The organism is Caulobacter sp. GSs2, assembly GCF_058680895.1.
Window position 1 is genome coordinate 3,070,222 of record NZ_CM178725.1, and the last position, 18,193, is coordinate 3,088,414.

Consider the following 18,193-nt stretch of genomic DNA (forward strand, 5'->3'; position numbering starts at 1 on the left):
GCCCCGTTGTTCGTTGCGTTGCAACAACGTCCGAAAGCTCAACTCGGCTGCGCGCGGGTGGTCACAATGGCAAAAACCGATCGCCAACCCATCGTTTTTGGTTCCGAGGCGGACAAATCGACCTCGAAGCGGTCTAAGCTGAGACAACTGTTTGAAACTGGCAAGCGGAATCTTGTGCGACGCAACATGAGCGTCGCCTTGTCGCGGGCAAGGCTGTTCAAGCGGCCGGCGATCGGCGAGGCTTGGCCATGAGCCCGACCCTGCATGTCTCCCGTCCCCACGCCGCCATCGTCCTGCTGGAACTGGACGGGCCGCCCGCCAACGGACTGGGCATGGCGCTTCGCCTCGCCCTGGAAGAGGCCCTGGACGCGATCAACGCCGACCTCGATGTGCGGGCGGTGGTGCTGACGGGCCGCAACGGCGCTTTCTGCGCGGGCGATGATCTGCGCGAGGCGGCCGGGCGCGGCGCGGGCCAGCTGGAGGCGGTGCTGGGCTTCAACGTGCTGATGGACAGGGTCGAGGCCTGCCGCGTTCCGATCATCGCGGCCATCGACGGCTGGTGCCTGGGCGGCGGGCTGGAACTGGCCCTGTCCTGCGACATCCGCATCGCCAGCGACCGGGCCAGTTTCGCGGCCTCGGGGGTGAATATCGGGCTGATGGCGTCGGTGGTCCGCCTGCCGCGCCTGATCGGCGAGGCGCGGGCCAAGGCGCATCTGCTGACCGGGGCCAGCTTTGATCCGGCCCGGGCTCTGGCCGACGGGGTGGTGAGCCAGGTGCAGGCGGTGGACGCGCTGCTGCCGGCCGCCCTGGATCTGGCCGAACGCATCGCCTCGCGCGCCCCCCTGGCGGTCGAGGCCGCCAAGCGGGCGGTTGCCGGGGGCAGGGCGGATGTGGCCGCGCTGGTGGCCAGCGCCGACCACGCCGAGGCCGTCGCCGCGTTCATGGCCAAACGGCCGGCGGTGTTTCACCGGGCCTGAGCCGGAAGATCGCCGGGCCAGAAGATCGCCGGGATTGATCGACCGCAAAGCCGGTCGCCGCATGCCCGCGCAGGATAGGGACGGCGCCAAGAGGGGCGTCAATTTCCCGGGAAGTCCTGAGCCATGAGCAACACCCCCCACGAACTGCACGAAGAGTTTCCCCAGGACGCCGACCGCATCCATGCGCTGAAGACCAGCGACGCCCACTTCGCCAAGCTTGTTGAGGGCTATCACGACGTCAATCGCGCCGTGCACCGGATGGAGACCAACATCGAAGCGGTGGCCGACGCCGTCCTCGAGGACTTCAAGAAGCAGCGCCTCGACCTGAAGGACAAGATCGCCTCGGCCCTGGCCAAGCTGGCCTGACGGGACACGCGCCTGGCGGGGTTCAGGGGTTCTTGAGCCGCCAGGCGCGATAGCGCTTGCCCTGGGCGCGCTGTTTCAACTGCTGGCCCGCCAGGGTCAGGACCGGCGAGAGCTTGCGCGCCGGGGCCTTGCCTGCCGCCAGGCGGTTCATCTGCGCCTTGGTCAGGGCCATCACGGCCAGGCCGGAGAGCTCGCGGCTTTTCCAGCTCACTTCGGGCAGGGTGACATCCAGGCCTTCGGGCTTGCGCCAGGCCTTGGGCAGGTCGGGCGCGAAGGCCAGGGCGCGGGCGATCCCTACCACCGGCACGCCCGGCAAGGCGCCGTCGGCCGCCAGGGCCGCCAGGGCGACCTCGCGGCGGCGCACCCCGCCGGTCACCATGATCGGCATCCTGGCGACCCTGACAATGTCGCGGGCGAAATCGATGAAATAGGCCTCGCGCGCGGCGGTCGAGGTCTTGGGGCCGACGTCGGTCTGGCCAGAGTCCGAGGGAGAGCCCTGCATGGCCGGGCTCTCATAGCTGCCGCCGGACAGCTCGACCAGGTCGACGGCCATGCCGTTCAGCTGTTCGACCACCCAGCGGGCGTCATCGGCGTCGAAGCCGCCCTTCTGGAAGTCGGCCGAGTTCAGCTTCACGGCCACGGCGAAGCGCGGCGAGACGCGGGCCCGCACGGCCTTGATCACGTCGAACAGCATCCGGGCGCGGTTCTCGCGCGAGCCGCCCCAGGCGTCTTCGCGGCGGTTGACCAGAGGCGAGAGGAACTGGCTGAGCAGGTAGCCGTGGGCGGCGTGGACCTGCACCCCGTCGAAGCCGGCCTCCTCGGCCCGGCGCGCGGTCACGGCGAAGCGCTCGACGATCGCGGCGATCTCGGCGGCGGTCAGGGCGCGGGGCTGGGCCAGCAGGTTGGAGAACTTGCCGATGTCGACCGGCACCGCCGACGGGGCCACCGCCCCCTGGCCAAGATCGGCATAGGTCTGGCGGCCGGGATGGTTGATCTGCATCCAGACCTGACCGCCGCCCGACTTGGCCTCGCGGGCCCAGGTCTCGAACGGGGCCAGCGGCGCGCGGGCGTCCAGCACCACGCCGCCCGGACCGGTCATGGCCGAGGGATCGACCATCACATTGCCGGTGATCTGCAGGCCGACCCCGCCCTGGGCCCAGCGCCGGTACAGGGTCCACAGCGCCTTTCCGGGAACCTGGCCCTCGGCGGCGAGATTCTCCTCCATCGCCGCCTTGGCGATGCGGTTGGGCAGCACGGCGCCGTTCGGCAACGCCAGGGGCGCGAACAGGGGCTCGAAGGCGGCGGTGAGCATGACGTCTTGACCTTGGCTTGGTGGGGCACACCTTCTACACCTTCAAGCTAGGTTGAAGGTCAAGCGCCCTTTCGGAGGCCTGTGGAATGAAGATCGGCGAGATCGCCAAGCGCGCCGGGGTGTCGGCCTCGCGCATCCGGTTCTATGAGGAGCAGGGCATCCTGCCGCCCGCGCCGCGCGGCGCGAACGGCTATCGCGACTATCCCGAGAGCCTGATCGCCACCCTGGGCTTCATCGAGCAGGCCCAGAGGCTGGGCTTTTCGCTCAAGGAGATCGCCGGCCACGCGACCCTGGAGGGCAAGGTCTGCGACGCGCTTCCCCAGAAACTGCGCAACAAGCTGGCCGAGGTCGACGCCCACATCGCCGCCGCCCAGGCCCGGCGGGCCGAGCTTGTGGCCTTGATCGCGACGCTGGAGCCGGACGAGGAGAAGGCGGCGGCCTGAGCGCCCCGCGGGTCTGGAAGTCCGGGATGGGCGCCGACGAGCGATTTCGCATCCGCGAAATGAATGTTGCGCCGCAAAAAATCCCGGATCATGATCGACGATAACAAGAACGATAAGCGCCGGGAGCCCGCCATGTCCGCCAAGCCGTATCAGCATGCGCCCGATGCGCCGTGGATCTTCCGCACCTATGCCGGCCATTCGACGGCCGAAAAGTCCAACAGCCTGTACCGCGCCAACCTGTCCAAGGGGCAGACCGGCCTGTCGGTGGCCTTCGACCTGCCCACCCAGACCGGTTACGACCCCGACCACATCCTCTCGCGCGGCGAAGTGGGCAAGGTGGGCGTGCCGATCAGCCATCTGGGCGACATGCGCCAGCTGTTCGACCAGATCCCGCTGGAGCAGTCCAACACCTCGATGACCATCAACGCCCCGGCCGCCTGGCTATTGGCGATGTATGTGGCCCTGGCCGATGAGCAGGGGGCGGATCGCAAGCTGCTGCAGGGCACGACGCAGAACGATCTGATCAAGGAATATCTGTCGCGCGGCACCTACATCTTCCCGCCGGGCCCGAGCCTGCGGTTGATCGGCGACATGATCGCCTGGTGCTATCTGGAAGTTCCCAAGTGGAACCCGATGAACGTCTGCAGCTACCATCTGCAGGAAGCCGGCGCGACGCCGGAGCAGGAGCTGGCCTTCGCCCTGGCCACCGCGATCTCGGTGCTCGACACCGTCAAGGCCGGCGGTCAGGTGCCCGAGCAGGACTTCGAGATTGTCGCCTCGCGGATCAGCTTCTTCGTCAACGCCGGCGTGCGGTTCGTCACCGAGCTGTGCAAGATGCGGTCGTTCACCCACCTGTGGGACCAGATCCTGCTGGAACGCTATGGCGTGCAGGACAAGAAGGCCCGCCGCTTCCGCTATGGGGTGCAGGTCAACAGCCTGGGCCTGACCGAGCAGCAGCCCGAGAACAACGTCTATCGCATCCTGATCGAGGCCCTGGCGGTGACGCTGAGCAAGGACGCCCGCTGCCGCGCCCTGCAGCTGCCGGCCTGGAACGAGGCCCTGGGCCTGCCGCGTCCGTTCGACCAGCAGTGGTCCCTGCGGCTGCAGCAGGTCTTGGCCTATGAGACCGACCTGCTGGAATATGAGGACCTGTTCGACGGCTCGCACGTGGTCGAGGCCAAGGTGGCCGAACTGAGCAAGGGCGCGCTGGAGCAACTGGCCCTGATCGACGGCATGGGCGGGGCCGCGAGCGCCATCGACTACATGAAGACCGAGCTGGTCGCCTCGAACGCCAAACGCGTCCGCTCGGTCGAGACCGGCGACATGACCGTGGTCGGCGTCAACCGCTGGACCGACACCGAGGCTTCACCGCTGTCGGCCGGCGAAAGCTCGATCGAGACCGTCGATCCGCGTCTCGAGGCCGGCGTCGTCGAGCGCATCAAGGCCTGGCGCGCAGCGCGCGATGACGGCGCGGTGCAGGCGGCCCTGGCCGACTTGAAGGCCGCGGCCCAGGATGGCCGCAACATCATGGAACCCTCGATCGTGGCGGCCAAGGCCGGGGTCACCACCGGTGAGTGGTCCGGCGCCCTGCGCGAGGTGTTCGGCGAATATCGTGGCCCGACCGGCGTGGCGATCGTGGTCTCGACCGGTGACGCCGAGGACGTCGAGTCCGTCAAGCGCGAGGTCGAGCGGGTCTCGCAGGTGCTGGGCCGCACGCTCACCTACCTCGTCGGCAAGCCGGGCCTGGACGGTCACTCCAACGGGGCCGAACAGATCGCCACGCGGGCCCGCGCGGTCGGCATGGAGGTCGTCTATGACGGCATCCGCTCGACCCCCGACGAGATCGTCCGCCGCGCCAAGGAAAGCCGCGCCCATGTGGTGGGCCTGTCGATCCTGTCGGGCTCGCACTTGGACCTGGTGCAGGAAGTCGTCCGCCTGATGCGCGCGCAGGGGCTAGGCGATATCCCTGTCGTGGTCGGCGGCATCATCCCCGACGCCGACGCCCTGATCCTCAAACAGATGGGCGTGGCGCGGATCTATACGCCCAAGGACTTCAAGATCACCGACATCATGGGCGACATCGTCAAGCTGGTGGAAGGCGCGGCGCTGGTCGAGGTGTGAGGCGCCAGGCCCTAACGCCGGCCCAGCCGCCAGGCCGCCGCGAAGGCCACCAGGGCCAGCGGGGCGAAGGCTCCGAACAGCCACGGCCCGACGGCATAGGCCGCGGCCGGCTCGACGCCGTGGCCGAAGCCCAGCAGGTTGGCCATGGCCCCGGCCGCCGCCGAGCCGGCCGCGCCGCCGATCAGCTGCACGGTGGGCACGGCGGAGGAGGCCAGGGCCTGCTCGTCGGCCGGCGACGCAGCGATCACCCGCCGGGTGAGGAAGGCCCAGCACAGGCCAAAGCCGCAGCCGATCACCAGGAAGGCGAGGCCGGTCTCGACCAGGCCGCCGCGCGTCACGGCCCAGGCGCTCCAGACCACGCCGATCAGCAGGGTCCCGACGCCGGTGCGGATCGCCAGGCCCTCGCGGGCCGGGGGCAGACCGCCGACCAGCAGGGCGCAGACCGTCCAGCCCGCCGCGATGGCGCCGGTGACATAGCCGGCCATCAGGGGCGAGGCGGCGTGGCGGGCCTGGATGAAGGCGGGGCCATAGACGGTGAAGCCGATGGCGGCGGCCTCGCAGGCGAACATGATCAGCAGGCCAAGGCCGGTGGCGGTGGTCAGGTCGGCGACCGAGCGGGGCAGCAGGCGATCGCGCGTCCCGCGATTGGCCGCCAGCATCGCCGCCATCCCGACCAGGCCCAGCAAGGCGCAGGCGATGGCGGCTGCGGGCGAGGCGACGACCCCGGCCAGGCCGATCAGGCTGACCCCGACGATCAGCAGGGTCAGTTGCAGGGCCGGAACGCGGTTGCGCCCCTCGCCGCGCTTTTCCGAGGGCAGCATGATCGCCACGGCGACCACGAAGATCACGGCCTGGGCGACGAACATCCAGAACGCGCCGCGCCAGAAGCCGGCCTGGGCGAACAGCCCGCCGACCAGCGGACCCAGCAGGGTGGCGCCGCCCCACACGCCGGCCACGGCGCCATAGACGCGTGGCCACAGGCTTTCGGGGAAGAGGGCGGTGATGGCCACATAGCATAGGGCCACGACCGCGCCGGCCCCCAGGCCCTGCACCAGCCGGCCCACCACGAAGGTGACGAATTCCGGCGCCAGCGCGCTCATCGCGCAGCCGACCGCATAGGCGACCCCGGCCAGCATGGTGGCCCGCCGCAGGCCAAGCGCGATCGACAGCTTGCCGCTGCAGGCCCCGGCGACGATCGAGCCCATCAGGAAGGCCGCCACCGACCAGCCGAAATACTGGTAGCCGCCGATCTCGCGCGCGACGCTGGGCATGATGGTCGCCGTCACCAGGGTGTCGGCCGCGTTCAGCCAGATGCCCAGGCACAGCAAGGCAAAACGCGGCAGCAGCGCGCGGTCGAACAGGGCGGGGCGGTCGGGCGTTGAGGACATGGGCAGGCGGTGATGCCCTTTTCCAGCCGCCTCGCCAAGTCCGGGCCGGCCGGACCGGGTCGATGAGCCGGTTTGCCGGTTGAAAGGCGGGCCTGGCTCGTGCTTGGTGCGGCGTTAACCTTTACAAGGCGCTCCCCCGCCCATGGCCTATCGCGTACCGCGCCATCCGCGCATCGAGCGCCACGCCAGACATCAGACGCGCCTGGCGCGGCTGACCGGCCTTGTGCTGCTGTGGTCGCTGGTGGCGATCATGGCCCTGCTGGCGCAGCGCACCCTTCCCACCCAGCATGCGCCGTGGAAGACGCTCAGCGTCGTCGACCCGGTGGGCATGGCCACCCGCATCAAGGCCGCCCGCAGCGGCCGCGACCCCGAGCTTTGCCGGGCCATCCTGGCCAAGGCCGGTCTGACCTATCTGGATCTGCCTGACAGGACCGAGGGCGATTTCTGCGTGGTGCGCGACGCCCTGCGTATCGAGTCCGGCATGGCGCCGCTGATCCCGGCCGACGCGCCGATGGTCTGCAAGGAGGCCCTGGCCCTGTCGATCTGGGAGCGCCAGGTCGTGCAGCCCGCCGCCTATGAGCTTCTGGGCCAGGGCGTCACGGGGCTGGAGCACTACGGCGCCTATTCCTGCCGGCGCATGTACGGCAAGGCCAGCGGGCCGGTCAGCGAGCACGCCCTGGCCGGCGCCATCGACCTTGCCGGCTTTCGACTGGCCGACGGCAGCCGGATCACGGTGGCCAGCGACTGGACCGATCCCGGCCCCAAGGGCCAGTTCCTGCGCCGGGTGCGCGACGGCGCCTGCCGGGTGTTCCTGACCACGCTGAGCCCCGACTACAACGCCGAGCACCGCGACCACTTCCACCTCGACATGAACGGCTGGAGCAAGTGCGCCTGATCGGCCGCGCGGATCGTCAGGACCGGCTCAGATCCATGCCCAGGGTCGGGCCGATGCCGTCGGGATGCTCGCCGAACGGATGAGATCCGCCGCGCTTTCGGGCGGCGGCGTCCAGCCGCCGGCGCAGGTCTTCGCTCAGGGCTAGGATCGGACTGTCGTCTTCGCTGTCGCCAGGACGGACCGGGATCGAGGCGGAGATCACCTGGCGCAGGCGCTCGCCAAAGAGGTCATCCTGGGGCGAACCCGGCGGCGGCGGATTTGCGAGAAAGGCCAGCACCTCTTCAAGGGCTGTGTCCGCATCGACGGTCCTTGGCATCTCGACTCCTCACAGCTGCAGCTACGGCAACGGCGGGGGTGCGCGCCGGTTCCCCCTAAAGCGTCGCCGCCAGGGCCGCCATCTGGTCGGCGGCTATGCCCCAGCCCTCGGTGAAGCCCATCTGCTCGTGGGTCTGTCGGTCCTCGACCGTCCAGTGGCGGGCGATGGCGGTGTAGCGGGTCTGGCCGCCGCCCAGGTCCTCGAAGGTGATGATCCCCGTCATGAAGGGCTTGGCCGACGGCTTCCAGGTTTGCGTGAAGGCGTCGGTAAACACGATCTTGCGGTTCTCGATCACCTCCAGATAGACGCCCGGATTGTCGATGACCTCGCCGTTGGGGCCGTTCATGGTGATCAGGCTGTTTCCGCCGGTGCGCACGTCGATGACCGCCTTGGAGACGTACCAGGGCGGCGGGCAGAACCACTTGGTCAGCAGGTCTGGCGTGGTCCAGCACCTGAACAGCTTGTCGGCGGGGACGTCGATGATCCGGGTCAGGACCAGGTCGCGCTCCGGATCGATGCTGGTGGTGTCGAGAGGCATGATCGGCTCCATCGGATGGGCGGAAGTTTCGCCTCGAGGACGCGCGGGGTTCCACAGATCCCGACAACGGCGGGGAGATTATTTTGCGGAGCGGCGCGGCTCCAGCCCCTTGAGGCTGACCACGCCCATCGCGGCCATCAGCCGGTCTGGGGTCGCGCCCTGGACGGTGGGAACCCATTTGACCAGCCAGATCAGCATGCCCAGCAACAACTGCACGACCAGTTTGGGTTCGCAGGCGACGATCGAGCCGTCGGCAATGCCGTCCTCGACCAGCCGCTCCAGGTCATTGGTCAGTCTCTGGCCCCAGTCCGACACCTCGGCGCGCTGGGCTTCGGTCAGATAGGACAGATCGCCGAAATAGAGCAGGGGCCCGTTTTCCGCAGCGTCATGCAGCAGGTCACGCAGGAAACCTTCGAGCTTTTCCGCCCCCGCGCCCTGGGTACGCAGGGTGGCCACCAGAATGGCTTCCAGCCGCTCCAGGGACTGAAGATGGCAGGCGAAGGCCAAGGCCTGCTTGTTGGGGAAGTAATAGTAGAGCGCTGCATCCCGCAGATCGAGCCTTGCGGCGATCTCGGACATCGTGGCCAGGGCAAAGCTCTTGATATTGATGGTCTCGCTGGCGGCCCGAAGGATCGCGTCGCGCTTCTTGGCCGACTTGCGGCTGTGGGATAACGTCCTGGAACCATAGGTTCCCGTCGCCTCGAGAGGGTCTTGACCCTTCACTATGCCCGCCCCGCTTTGCGCCTTATTTTGGCGTTTGGGAGTCTATTGAACGGATAACGGCTGATCGCAAGCGTCCGCCGTGAAAGTCTAACTTGCATTAAAATATCTAGGTGACCATAAAATTGGTCAACGAAGGTCGGCGCAATGACGGCGGCCCGTAGAAATAAACCTTAGGGAGGTTTCCGTGAAGAAGATCCATTTGCTCGGCGTTTCGCTCGTCGCGCTCATCGCCAGCAGCCCCGCATTCGCCCAGAGCCAGACGTCGAGCTCGACGGTCGAAGAGATCATCGTCACGGCGACCAAGCGCGAGCAGACCCTGCAAGACGTGCCGGTCTCGGTCTCGGTGACCGGCGCCCAGGCCGTTGAACGCGCCCAGGTGCGCGACCTTATCGACCTGCAGTCGATGGTGCCTTCGCTGAAGGTTTCGCAGTTCAACGCCGTCAGCCAGACCAACTTCGTCATTCGCGGCTTCGGCAACGGCAACGGCAATGACGGCATCGAGAGCTCGGTCGCGGTCTTCATCGACGGCGTCTATCGCTCGCGGTCCTCTTCGGCCCTCGACGACCTTCCTGAAATCGAGCGCATCGAAGTGCTGCGCGGCCCGCAATCGACCCTGTTCGGCAAGAACGTCTCGGCCGGCGCCATCAGCATCGTGACCAAGAAGCCGCAGTTCGATTTCGGCGGCAAGGCCGAGGTCAGCTTCGGCAACTTCAACCAGCAGCAGCTCAAGGCCACGGTCACCGGCCCGCTCAGCGATTCCGTGGCGGTCCGCCTGTCCGGCGGCCTGAACAAGCGCGATGGCTTCGCCACCAACGTGATCACCGGCAATGACGTCAACGACCGCGACCGCTGGTCGATCCGCGGCGACGTCCTGTGGCTCCCGACCGACCAGACCTCGGTCCGGATCATCGCCGACTACAACAAGATCAACGAAGTCTGCTGCACCGTGGTGCAACTGCTGAACGGTCCCGCGACCCAGTTCATCGCCGCGCCGGCCCCCTTCGGTCTGGGCGCCAAGGTCGGCAACCCGGCCACCAAGTTCAACCGCGACGTGACCTTCACGAGCGATCCGGTCAATACCCTGTCGGGCAAGGGCGTTTCGGGCCAGATCGACCACGATTTCGGTTTCGCCGCCCTGACCGCGATCACTGCCTATCGCAAGCAGAACGCCGCGTCGTTCCAGGACATCGACTTCTCCGGCGCCGACCTGGCCACCAACGATCTTGGCAACACGATCAAGACCTTCACCCAGGAACTGCGTCTGGCCTCGAAGGGCGACGGTCCGCTCAGCTGGCTGGTCGGCGGCTTCTACCAGAACGAAAAGCTTGATACCGGCCGCACGATCGCCTTCGGCAAGGACATTCGGGGCTTCGCCGATGGCCTGAGCGGACCGGTGCCGGCGGCGCTGCTGGGCGCTCTGCCCGCGCCCCTGCGTCCGGCCCTGACCGGTCGTTCCAACCTCTATGCGCTCGAGTTCCTGCAGAGCCTGGTCACGCCTTCGGTCGTTCCGGGCAAGACCTACTTCCAGGCCGGCCATGGCATCGATGACTATTATTCGATGGATCAGACCTCGTTCTCGCTGTTCGGCCAGGCTGACTACGCCGTCACCGACAAGCTGACCCTGACCGGCGGTCTGGCCTTCCTGAGCGACGAAAAGAACGCCAAGTCGAACGTCGTCCTCAAGGACCCCTTCTCGTCCCTGAACCTCAGCGCCGTGCCGCAGCTTTCGGCCCTGGGCCTGCCGGGCAACCTGTATGCCGCCCTCGGCGGTCTGCAGTTCTACTATGGCAACACGACCAACCATGCGCCGGTCAACTTCCCCAATGCTTCGGAGTCGGGGAAGCTGAAGGCCGACAAGGTCACCTATTCGGTTCGTGCGGCCTATGACTTCGGCAGCATCAACACCTATGTCAGCTACTCGACGGGCTGGAAGGCCGGGGCGTTCAACCTGTCCTCCGACAGCCGTCCGCCGAATGCCAACGGCGTCGGCCGCAGCGCCAACCCCGAAGACGTCACCGTGCTTGAAGCGGGCCTGAAGGCCAACTTCCCGGGCGGTTACCTCAACGTGGCGGTGTTCGACCAGGCGATCGAGGGCTTCCAGTCCAACGCCTTTACGGGCCTGGGCTACAGCCTGGTCAACGCCGGCAAGGAATCGGTTCGCGGCTTCGAAGTCGACAGCGCCTACCGCCCCCTGTCCTGGCTGTCCCTGACCGGCGCGGTCACCTATCTCGACCCGAAGTACGACTCCTTCACCGGCGCGGCCTGCGTGAACTATGACACCGTGCGCTGCCCGCTGAACCCGGCGACCGGTCGTCGTCCGAACTTCCGCGATCTGACCGGTGATGCGCCGGCCGGCATTCCGAAGTGGAGCCTCTCGACCTCGGCCACCGCCAACCACGACTTCGGCAACGGCTATGCCGGTTATCTGCGGGTCGAATACGACTACACCAGCGACACGCAGCTGACGGAAACCACCCCGCCCGAGCTGTCGACCTGGGGTCAGAACAACGTCAACGCCAGCCTGGGCCTGATCAACGAAGCCCACAGGCTTGAAGCCATGCTCTGGGTTCGCAACCTGACCGAGGAAGACAGCCTGATCGCGACCTTCCCGACCGTGGTGCAGGACGGCAGCTACAGCGGCTATCCGACGGCGCCGCGCACCTACGGCCTGACCGTGCGCAAGTCGTTCTAAGACCCATACCTTTGCGCCGCCCGGCACGTCCGGGCGGTGCAGAGACCTGACTTCAGAAGGCGCTTTCGGTTCCGGCCGGAGGCGCCTTCGTCGTTTTGGCGCGGACCCCAAACCTTGACCGCGCCGCCGGGGCGGCTCAGTGTGCCCACAATTCAAACAAACGTTTCAGGGAGCGCGCCATGGGCCTCTTCGACCTCACCGGCAAGGTGGCGATCATCACCGGATCCTCGCGCGGCATCGGCAAGGCCATCGCCCAGCGCATGGCCGAGCACGGCGCCAAGGTGGTGATCTCCTCGCGCAAGGCCGGGCCCTGCGACGAGGTCGCGGCCGAGCTGAACGCCAAGCATGGCGAGGGAACGGCCATCGCGGTCCCGGCCAATATCGGCTCCAAGGAAGACCTGCAGCGCCTGGTCGACGAGACGAAGGCGGCGTTCGGCAAGGTCGACATCTGCGTCTGCAACGCCGCCAGCAATCCCTATTACGGTCCCCTGGCCGGCATCGCAGACGACCAGTTCCGCAAGATTCTCGACAACAACATCATCAGCAATCACTGGCTGATCGGCATGGTCGCGCCTGAGATGCGCGAGCGTCGCGACGGCTCCATCATCATCATCTCGTCGATCGGCGGCCTGCGCGGCAACGCCATCATCGGAGCCTACAACATCTCCAAGGCCGCCGATTTCCAGTTGGCGCGAAACCTGGCGCACGAGTTCGGGCCCGACAATGTGCGGGTCAACTGCATCGCGCCCGGCCTGATCAAGACCGATTTCGCCAAGGCCCTGTGGGACAATCCCGAGACCCTGGAGCGCTCGACCAAGAGCGTACCGCTGCGCCGCATCGGCGAGCCCGATGAACTGGCCGGGGCGGCGGTCTATCTGGCCTCCAAGGCCGGCAGCTTCATGACCGGCCAGGCGCTGGTCGTGGATGGCGGCGCGACGATCTAGTCGCCGCAACGCCTAACAGCTTAACGGGCCGTACACGCTATTGCCTCAGGGTTGCGGTCCTGTTTTGGGGACTAGGCTTGCGACGATTTATCGCATCTCTCGCTGTGATCGGCTGCCTGGCGCTGGCCGCCGGGGCCTCAGCCAGGGGTGTGTCTCCGACTCCATCCGAAGCCTCGGCGCGGCTGGGCCAGCTGGCCCGCGAGATCGGCGTCCACCGCCAGATCCGGCCGCCGCGCGACAATGAGGATGTCGAGCGGGCCGGTCGCAAGGCCCTTCGTCAGCTTGGGTCCGAGCGCCTGTATGGGCTGTGGCGGGTGCTGTACGCCTACAAGAGCAACCAGCTGCAGGGCCCGTTCCTGGCCTGGACCGCGGAAACGCGGCGGGTGGCCCAGCGCGATGGCGACCCGGCTCTTGCCGCCTTAGCCGACCTCATGACCCTGGCCTATCGCCACGAGTCCGGCGGCTATCGCGCCTTCTCGGCGACGGACTGGAAGCGGTTCCTGGAGGGGTCTTCGCCCGACGTGCGGATGATGGCCGGGATCGAGCGGGTGCGCGACCTGGGGCAGCATGGCCACTGGGCCCAGGCGGCGAGACTGGCCGCCGACCTGACCTCGGAGATCGAGCGCCGCGGCGCGATCGCCCGGCCGCTGCTGGCCGAGGCCCACCAAGTGCACTCCTATACGCTGGCCGATATCGGCGACAAGGAAGGCGCTCTGGACCACATGGCCAAGGCGGCCAGCCTGGACGAGCGCGACGCCTTCTATCTGCGCAAGATCGAGCGTCTCTATGACATCGGCTACACGGCCGTGGAGCTGGGCGAGCTGGACGCTGCCGACCACTTCGTGACGCTGCACGGCCAGATGGCGGCGGCCGGCGGCGATCGGGACCTGAAGACCTGGACCAAGTTCCTGTGCGCGCTGGTGGCCGAGGCGCGCGCTGATCCGCGCAAGACCCTGGCCTGCCTGGCCCCGATGCGCGACGATCTGCGCCAGCCCGGCCGTCGCCTGCACGTGCTGATGCTGCAGCGGCGGCTGGTGGCCCATGCCAAGCTGGGCGACGCTCCCGCCGCCCGCGCTGACCTGACCGCCCTGCGGGCTGTGCCCACCAGCCTGATCCCGCGCGACCCGCAGGTCGAACTGCTGGCCGAGGCCTATCTGGATCAGGCCGAGGGGCGCGGCCTTCAGGCTTTCCAGAAGCTGGACACCTGGCGACGGGCCGATCACGCCAAGATCAATGAGGCCCATGCGCGCAGCGTCGCCGAGATGTCGTCGGCGCTGGAAAGCGAGCTGCGCGCCAAGCGCGACGAAAGCCGACGCCTGGCCGCCGAGGTCCAGCTCAATCGCCAGCTGGCCCAGGCCTCGGGCGTGATCGCCCTGCTGTTGGCGCTGCTGGTGGCGGGCGGGGTGACCTGGGCGATCTATCAACGCCGCGCCTCGCGCCATCTGCGCGAGGCCCGTGAGCATGCCGAAGCCGCCAACCAGGCCAAGTCAGCCTTCCTGGCGGTGATGAGCCACGAATTGCGCACGCCGCTGAACGGCATGCTGGGTCTGGCCCAGTCGCTGCGGTCCGACGATCTTCCGTCGCATCAGCGCGAGCAGGTCGAGCTGATCCTGGATTCCGGCGACACCCTGCTGGTGCTGCTCAACGACATTCTCGACCTGTCGAAGATCGAGGCAGGCAAGCTTGAGATCGCGCCCACCGCCGGCGATCTGGCCCAGGTCTGTGCGCGCCTGATCGGCGGCTACCAGCCCACCGCGCGCGACAAGGGCATTGAGCTGGTCTTCCGCATCGAGGGCTTGCCGCCCGGACCGCTGCTGTTCGACGCCGTGCGCCTGCGCCAGTGCCTGAGCAACCTGGTTTCCAACGCCCTGAAGTTCACCAATACGGGACAGGTCGAGGTGACCCTGTCGTGCGGACCTGATCTGGCCACGGGGCGCCAGCGCGTCCGTCTGCGGGTGCTGGACACCGGCATCGGCATGAGCCAGGCCACCCTGGCCAAGCTGTTTGGCGCCTTCACCCAGGCCGACGCCTCGACGACCCGCACCTTTGGCGGCACCGGCCTGGGGCTGAACATCACCCGGCGACTGGTCGAGTTGATGGGGGGCGACATCCAGGTCCAAAGCCACGAGGGCCACGGCTCGATCTTTGTCGTGGAGATGCTGGCCGACGCCTGCGCCGCCTCCGACGACGCGCCCGACGACGTCGACGGCGCCGAAGATGAGCCCTCCTTCGCCGCCCTGCATGGCCGCCGCGTGCTGGTGGTCGACGACCACCCCGTCAACCGCCGTGTCATCCGGCTGTTCCTGACGCCGTTCGAGTGCGAGCTGATCGAGGCCGAAAACGGCCAAGAGGCGCTGGACGCCCTGGAGACCGGCCTCATCGACATCGTGCTGATGGACGTCAACATGCCGGTGATGGACGGGCTGGAGGCCACGCGTCAGCTGCGCGCCGATCCGCGCTTCGAACGACTGCCGGTCATCGCCCTGACCGCCGATGTGATGTCGGCCCAGATCAAGACCTGCCTGGCGGCCGGCGCCGACGCGCATGTCGCCAAGCCCATCGACCTGCGCGACCTGCTGTCGGCGATGGATCGGGCTCTGTCGGCGCGCGTGCCTGCGGGGCGAACCGCTAGCCCGGACGCCCTACCTCGAACCGCATGACCTGACCCTGCTCGGGGTCGAAATAGCCGCCGACATGGGTGAAGCCGCAACGGGCCAGCACCTTCTGCGAGGCGATCCGCGCGGGCATGGTCTCGGCCGTGACCAGCGACACCCGGGGGTCACGGAAGGCGCGGGCCATCAGCAGGCCTGCGGCCTCGACGCCATAGCCCTTGCGATGCTCGGCCTCGACCACCGAATAGCCGATCTCGACCTCGCCCCAGATGTTGGGCGGACCCTTGAAGCCGCAGACGCCGACCAGCCGGTTCTGGGCGATCATGTACCAGCCGGCATAGCCCGGCTCGTCGGGATGGTCGGCCAGCAGGCCGCGCATCCAGTCGCGGGTGGCCGGGTCATTGTGTTCCGGCGGCCACGAGACCGGCGGCTTGACGCCCAGGCATTCGGCGATGGCCTCTCCGCCCACGTCCTCGGCGTCGAACGTCTCGGCGGTGGCGCTGATCAGCGAGATGACCTGGCCGCGTTCCACGAGCATCGATACGGTCATCAGCCCTGTCTCCCGAAGCGCTCTGGGGCGTCTTCCTTCTGGTGGTAGAGCCGGCGACGGTGTCGATCAACCGCCCAGACGGGGCCGGGCCGCCGCCAGTCGCGCGATGGCCTCGTCCAGGGTCGCGTCGGCCTTGGCGAAACACAGGCGCACGATGTGGGTCACCGGGCTTTGCGCATAGAAGGCCGAGACCGGTATGGCCGCCACCCCGTGCTCGCGGACCAGAGCCAGACAGACCGCGCGATCGGCCAGCGCGATGCCGGAGGCGCGCAGGTCGACATTGAGGAAGTAGGTCCCGGCGCTGGGCAGCACCCTGTAGCCGGCGCCCTCCAGACCGGCGGCCAGGCGATCGCGCGAGGCCTGCAGTCCGGCGGGCATGGTCGTGAACCAGTCGCGATAGTGCTCCAGTCCCCAGGCCACAGCGGCCTGCAGGTTGGGCGGGGTGGTGAAGGTCAGGAACTGGTGGGCGGCGGCGAGAGCCCGGGTGAGGGGCGGGGCGGCGCACAGGAAGCCGACTTTCCAGCCGGTCATGCCGAACATCTTGCCCGCCGAGCCGATCTTCACCGTCCGCTCGCGCATGCCGGGGAAGTCCATCAGCGAACGGTGGCGGGCGCCATCGAAGGTGACCGCCTCCCAGACCTCGTCGCAGACGGCGATGGCGTCATGGGCGACGCAGAACTCCGCCAGCAGGGCCAGGTCCGCGTCGGGTGTCACGGTTCCGGCCGGATTGAGCGGGCTGTTGAGCACCACCATCCGCGTCCGGGGCGTGAAGGCGGCTTCCAGCATGGCGCGGTCGAAGCGCCAGTGCGGCGGCTCAAGGCGCACCAGACGCGGGATGCCGCCGGCCCGGCGCACCAGCGGCAGATAGGCGTCGTACAGCGGCTGGAACAGCACCACCTCGTCGCCCGGCGAGATCAGCGAAAAGAAGGCCGCCGCCAGGGCCTCGGTCGCGCCGGAGGTGACGGTGATCTCGCTGGCGTCCAGATCCAGCCCCTGGCTCAGGCGATAATGCTCGGCGACAGCGGCGCGCAGTTGCGGCAGGCCGCGCATCGGCGGGTACTGGTTGGAGCCGGTCATCAGCGCCTCGGCGGCCCTGGCGCGCAAGGGCTCGGGTCCGGCGTCGTCGGGAAAGCCCTGGCCCAGATTGATGGCGCCCAGCTCGCGCGCCAGGCCGCTCATCTCCTCGAAGATGGTGGTGGGCAGGTTGTCGAAGACGGGATGGACCATGATCGGGGATTGCCTGTTGCCTGGATTGTCTGATCGCACATTATCGAGCCCATGCGCATCTTGCCCTTTGAAGCCCGACACGCCGATGCCTGGCGCGACCTGAATGTCGCCTGGATCTCCACCCTCTTCCGGATGGAGCCCAAGGATCACGAGGCGCTGAACGACCCGGTCGGCAAGATCCTCGACAAGGGTGGACACATCCTGATGGCCGAGACCAAGGACGGCGAAGTGATCGGCTGCGTCGGCCTGCTGCTGCTGGATGACGGCGGGTTCGAGGTGGCCAAGATGACGGTCACCGAGCAGGCGAGGGGAACCGGGCTGGGCCGGCTGCTGATGCAGGCCTGTATCGACAAGGCCCAGGCGCTGGGCGCGCCACGGCTCTATCTGGAGACCAATTCCAGCCTCGCGCCCGCTCTCGGGCTCTATCGGGCGATGGGGTTTGTCGATTTGCCGCATCGGGACACGCCCTATGCGCGGGCCGATGTGTTCATGGAGCGGCGGGTTTAGGGGGGCGACGGACTAGCCCCCTCCGCGCCGTCGGCGCTCCTCCCCCGTAGGGGGAAGATGAGATCGGCGCGCTTCATCTTCCCCCTTACGGGGGAGGACGGCTGCGCAGCAGCCAGGAGGGGGCAAGTGCATCGAGCACACGATCCCCACGCAACCTTCACCGCAGCTCACGCATTCCCGAAGCTCAACCGGGCCATCAGGAGAGACACATGAGCGGCGTAGGCATCATCGGCGCGATCATCATCGGCATTCTGGCCGGCTGGATCGCCGAACAGATCATGAAGCGCAATCACGGCCTGCTGACCAACCTGGTCGTCGGTGTGGTCGGTTCGTTCCTGGGGGCGTTTGTCGCCAGTGCGCTGGGGATTGGCTGGGGCGGCTTCATCGGCAGCCTGGTGATCTCGACGATCGGCGCGGTCCTGCTCCTGGCCCTGCTGGGGCTGATCAAGCGCTGAGGATCCCCAAAATCTTGTCATCCCGGAAGCCTCGAAGAGGCTGTCCGGGACCCAGGGGCCGGCGCATTGCGGTTGCCCCTGGGTCCCGGCTCTCCGCTTCGCTGCGGCCGGGATGACAAGCCTATTG

The 18,193-nt window shown here is 67.8% G+C and carries 17 protein-coding genes and 1 pseudogene; 10 read left to right on the top strand and 8 right to left on the bottom strand.

Annotated features, from left to right (window positions below; all coding sequences use genetic code 11):
• Window positions 1–248 precede the first annotated feature (248 nt).
• On the top strand, window positions 249–977 hold the full coding sequence (locus tag ACW17Z_RS14940) for an enoyl-CoA hydratase/isomerase family protein (RefSeq protein WP_492056573.1): 729 nt from the start codon (window positions 249–251) through the stop codon (window positions 975–977).
• A gap of 123 nt (window positions 978–1,100) precedes the next feature.
• Window positions 1,101–1,343: an HP1242/YdcH family protein gene (locus ACW17Z_RS14945; protein WP_419318458.1), complete on the top strand. Its 243-nt coding sequence runs from the start codon at window positions 1,101–1,103 to the stop codon at window positions 1,341–1,343.
• A gap of 22 nt (window positions 1,344–1,365) precedes the next feature.
• On the opposite strand, the gene ACW17Z_RS14950 is transcribed toward ACW17Z_RS14945, so the two are convergent.
• A complete protein-coding gene (locus ACW17Z_RS14950) occupies window positions 1,366–2,655 on the bottom strand; it encodes an NADH:flavin oxidoreductase/NADH oxidase family protein (protein WP_492056574.1) in 1,290 nt (429 codons plus the stop codon).
• 86 nt (window positions 2,656–2,741) lie between these two features.
• Between ACW17Z_RS14950 and ACW17Z_RS14955 the strand changes: the two genes are divergently transcribed.
• Together ACW17Z_RS14955 and ACW17Z_RS14960 are read left to right on the top strand one after the other, a co-directional pair.
• Window positions 2,742–3,098, top strand: coding sequence for a MerR family transcriptional regulator (locus ACW17Z_RS14955; RefSeq protein ID WP_492056575.1), 357 nt, complete (start codon window positions 2,742–2,744; stop codon window positions 3,096–3,098).
• A 132-nt stretch (window positions 3,099–3,230) separates the two neighbouring features.
• Window positions 3,231–5,219 (top strand): methylmalonyl-CoA mutase family protein, encoded by a 1,989-nt coding sequence (locus ACW17Z_RS14960; RefSeq protein WP_492056576.1) that lies wholly within the window; start codon window positions 3,231–3,233, stop codon window positions 5,217–5,219.
• 11 nt (window positions 5,220–5,230) lie between these two features.
• Here ACW17Z_RS14960 and ACW17Z_RS14965 read toward each other — a convergent pair whose 3' ends face one another.
• Window positions 5,231–6,607 (bottom strand): MFS transporter, encoded by a 1,377-nt coding sequence (locus ACW17Z_RS14965; protein WP_492056577.1) that lies wholly within the window; start codon window positions 6,605–6,607, stop codon window positions 5,231–5,233.
• A gap of 142 nt (window positions 6,608–6,749) precedes the next feature.
• Here ACW17Z_RS14965 and ACW17Z_RS14970 point away from each other — a divergent pair, with 142 nt between their 5' ends.
• Window positions 6,750–7,502 carry an extensin-like domain-containing protein gene (locus ACW17Z_RS14970; protein WP_419318448.1) on the top strand — a complete coding sequence of 251 codons (753 nt, stop codon included), beginning with the start codon at window positions 6,750–6,752 and terminating at the stop codon, window positions 7,500–7,502.
• 16 nt (window positions 7,503–7,518) lie between these two features.
• Here the strand turns inward: ACW17Z_RS14970 and ACW17Z_RS14975 are convergent, their stop codons facing one another.
• The 3 genes from ACW17Z_RS14975 to ACW17Z_RS14985 all read right to left on the bottom strand — a co-directional run bounded on the left by ACW17Z_RS14975 (window position 7,519) and on the right by ACW17Z_RS14985 (window position 9,079).
• The gene (locus ACW17Z_RS14975; protein WP_419318446.1) at window positions 7,519–7,818 is read right to left on the bottom strand and encodes a hypothetical protein; all 300 of its coding nucleotides are present in this window, start codon (window positions 7,816–7,818) and stop codon (window positions 7,519–7,521) included.
• 55 nt (window positions 7,819–7,873) lie between these two features.
• Entirely contained in the window at window positions 7,874–8,356 is a 483-nt protein-coding gene (locus ACW17Z_RS14980; RefSeq protein WP_492056578.1) for an SRPBCC family protein, read from the bottom strand.
• Between the two features lie 78 nt (window positions 8,357–8,434).
• The gene (locus tag ACW17Z_RS14985; RefSeq protein ID WP_492056579.1) at window positions 8,435–9,079 is read right to left on the bottom strand and encodes a TetR/AcrR family transcriptional regulator; all 645 of its coding nucleotides are present in this window, start codon (window positions 9,077–9,079) and stop codon (window positions 8,435–8,437) included.
• A gap of 184 nt (window positions 9,080–9,263) precedes the next feature.
• On the opposite strand from ACW17Z_RS14985, the gene ACW17Z_RS14990 reads away from it, so the two are divergent.
• The 3 genes from ACW17Z_RS14990 (at window position 9,264) to ACW17Z_RS15000 (ending at window position 15,375) form a co-directional block, all read left to right on the top strand.
• A complete protein-coding gene (locus ACW17Z_RS14990) occupies window positions 9,264–11,771 on the top strand; it encodes a TonB-dependent receptor (protein ID WP_419318440.1) in 2,508 nt (835 codons plus the stop codon).
• Between the two features lie 179 nt (window positions 11,772–11,950).
• Entirely contained in the window at window positions 11,951–12,715 is a 765-nt protein-coding gene (locus tag ACW17Z_RS14995) for an SDR family oxidoreductase (RefSeq protein ID WP_419318438.1), read from the top strand.
• A 77-nt stretch (window positions 12,716–12,792) separates the two neighbouring features.
• The gene (locus ACW17Z_RS15000) at window positions 12,793–15,375 is read left to right on the top strand and encodes a hybrid sensor histidine kinase/response regulator (RefSeq protein WP_492056580.1); all 2,583 of its coding nucleotides are present in this window, start codon (window positions 12,793–12,795) and stop codon (window positions 15,373–15,375) included.
• Here ACW17Z_RS15000 and ACW17Z_RS15005 read toward each other — a convergent pair.
• The gene (locus tag ACW17Z_RS15005) at window positions 15,344–15,877 is read right to left on the bottom strand and encodes a GNAT family N-acetyltransferase (RefSeq protein WP_492056581.1); all 534 of its coding nucleotides are present in this window, start codon (window positions 15,875–15,877) and stop codon (window positions 15,344–15,346) included. The two genes, ACW17Z_RS15000 and ACW17Z_RS15005, sit on opposite strands and share 32 nt — an antisense overlap.
• A gap of 66 nt (window positions 15,878–15,943) precedes the next feature.
• The gene (locus ACW17Z_RS15010) at window positions 15,944–17,104 is read right to left on the bottom strand and encodes an aminotransferase (RefSeq protein ID WP_492056582.1); all 1,161 of its coding nucleotides are present in this window, start codon (window positions 17,102–17,104) and stop codon (window positions 15,944–15,946) included.
• A gap of 51 nt (window positions 17,105–17,155) precedes the next feature.
• On the opposite strand from ACW17Z_RS15010, the gene ACW17Z_RS15015 reads away from it, so the two are divergent.
• On the top strand, window positions 17,156–17,611 hold the full coding sequence (locus tag ACW17Z_RS15015; protein WP_492056583.1) for a GNAT family N-acetyltransferase: 456 nt from the start codon (window positions 17,156–17,158) through the stop codon (window positions 17,609–17,611).
• A gap of 209 nt (window positions 17,612–17,820) precedes the next feature.
• The gene (locus ACW17Z_RS15020) at window positions 17,821–18,066 is read left to right on the top strand and encodes a GlsB/YeaQ/YmgE family stress response membrane protein (RefSeq protein ID WP_492056584.1); all 246 of its coding nucleotides are present in this window, start codon (window positions 17,821–17,823) and stop codon (window positions 18,064–18,066) included.
• Here the strand turns inward: ACW17Z_RS15020 and ACW17Z_RS15025 are convergent.
• A pseudogene (locus ACW17Z_RS15025) lies at window positions 18,056–18,187 on the bottom strand (hypothetical protein); the annotation flags it as partial. The gene ACW17Z_RS15020 and the pseudogene ACW17Z_RS15025 overlap by 11 nt on opposite strands.
• Between the last annotated feature and the right edge of the window lie 6 nt (window positions 18,188–18,193).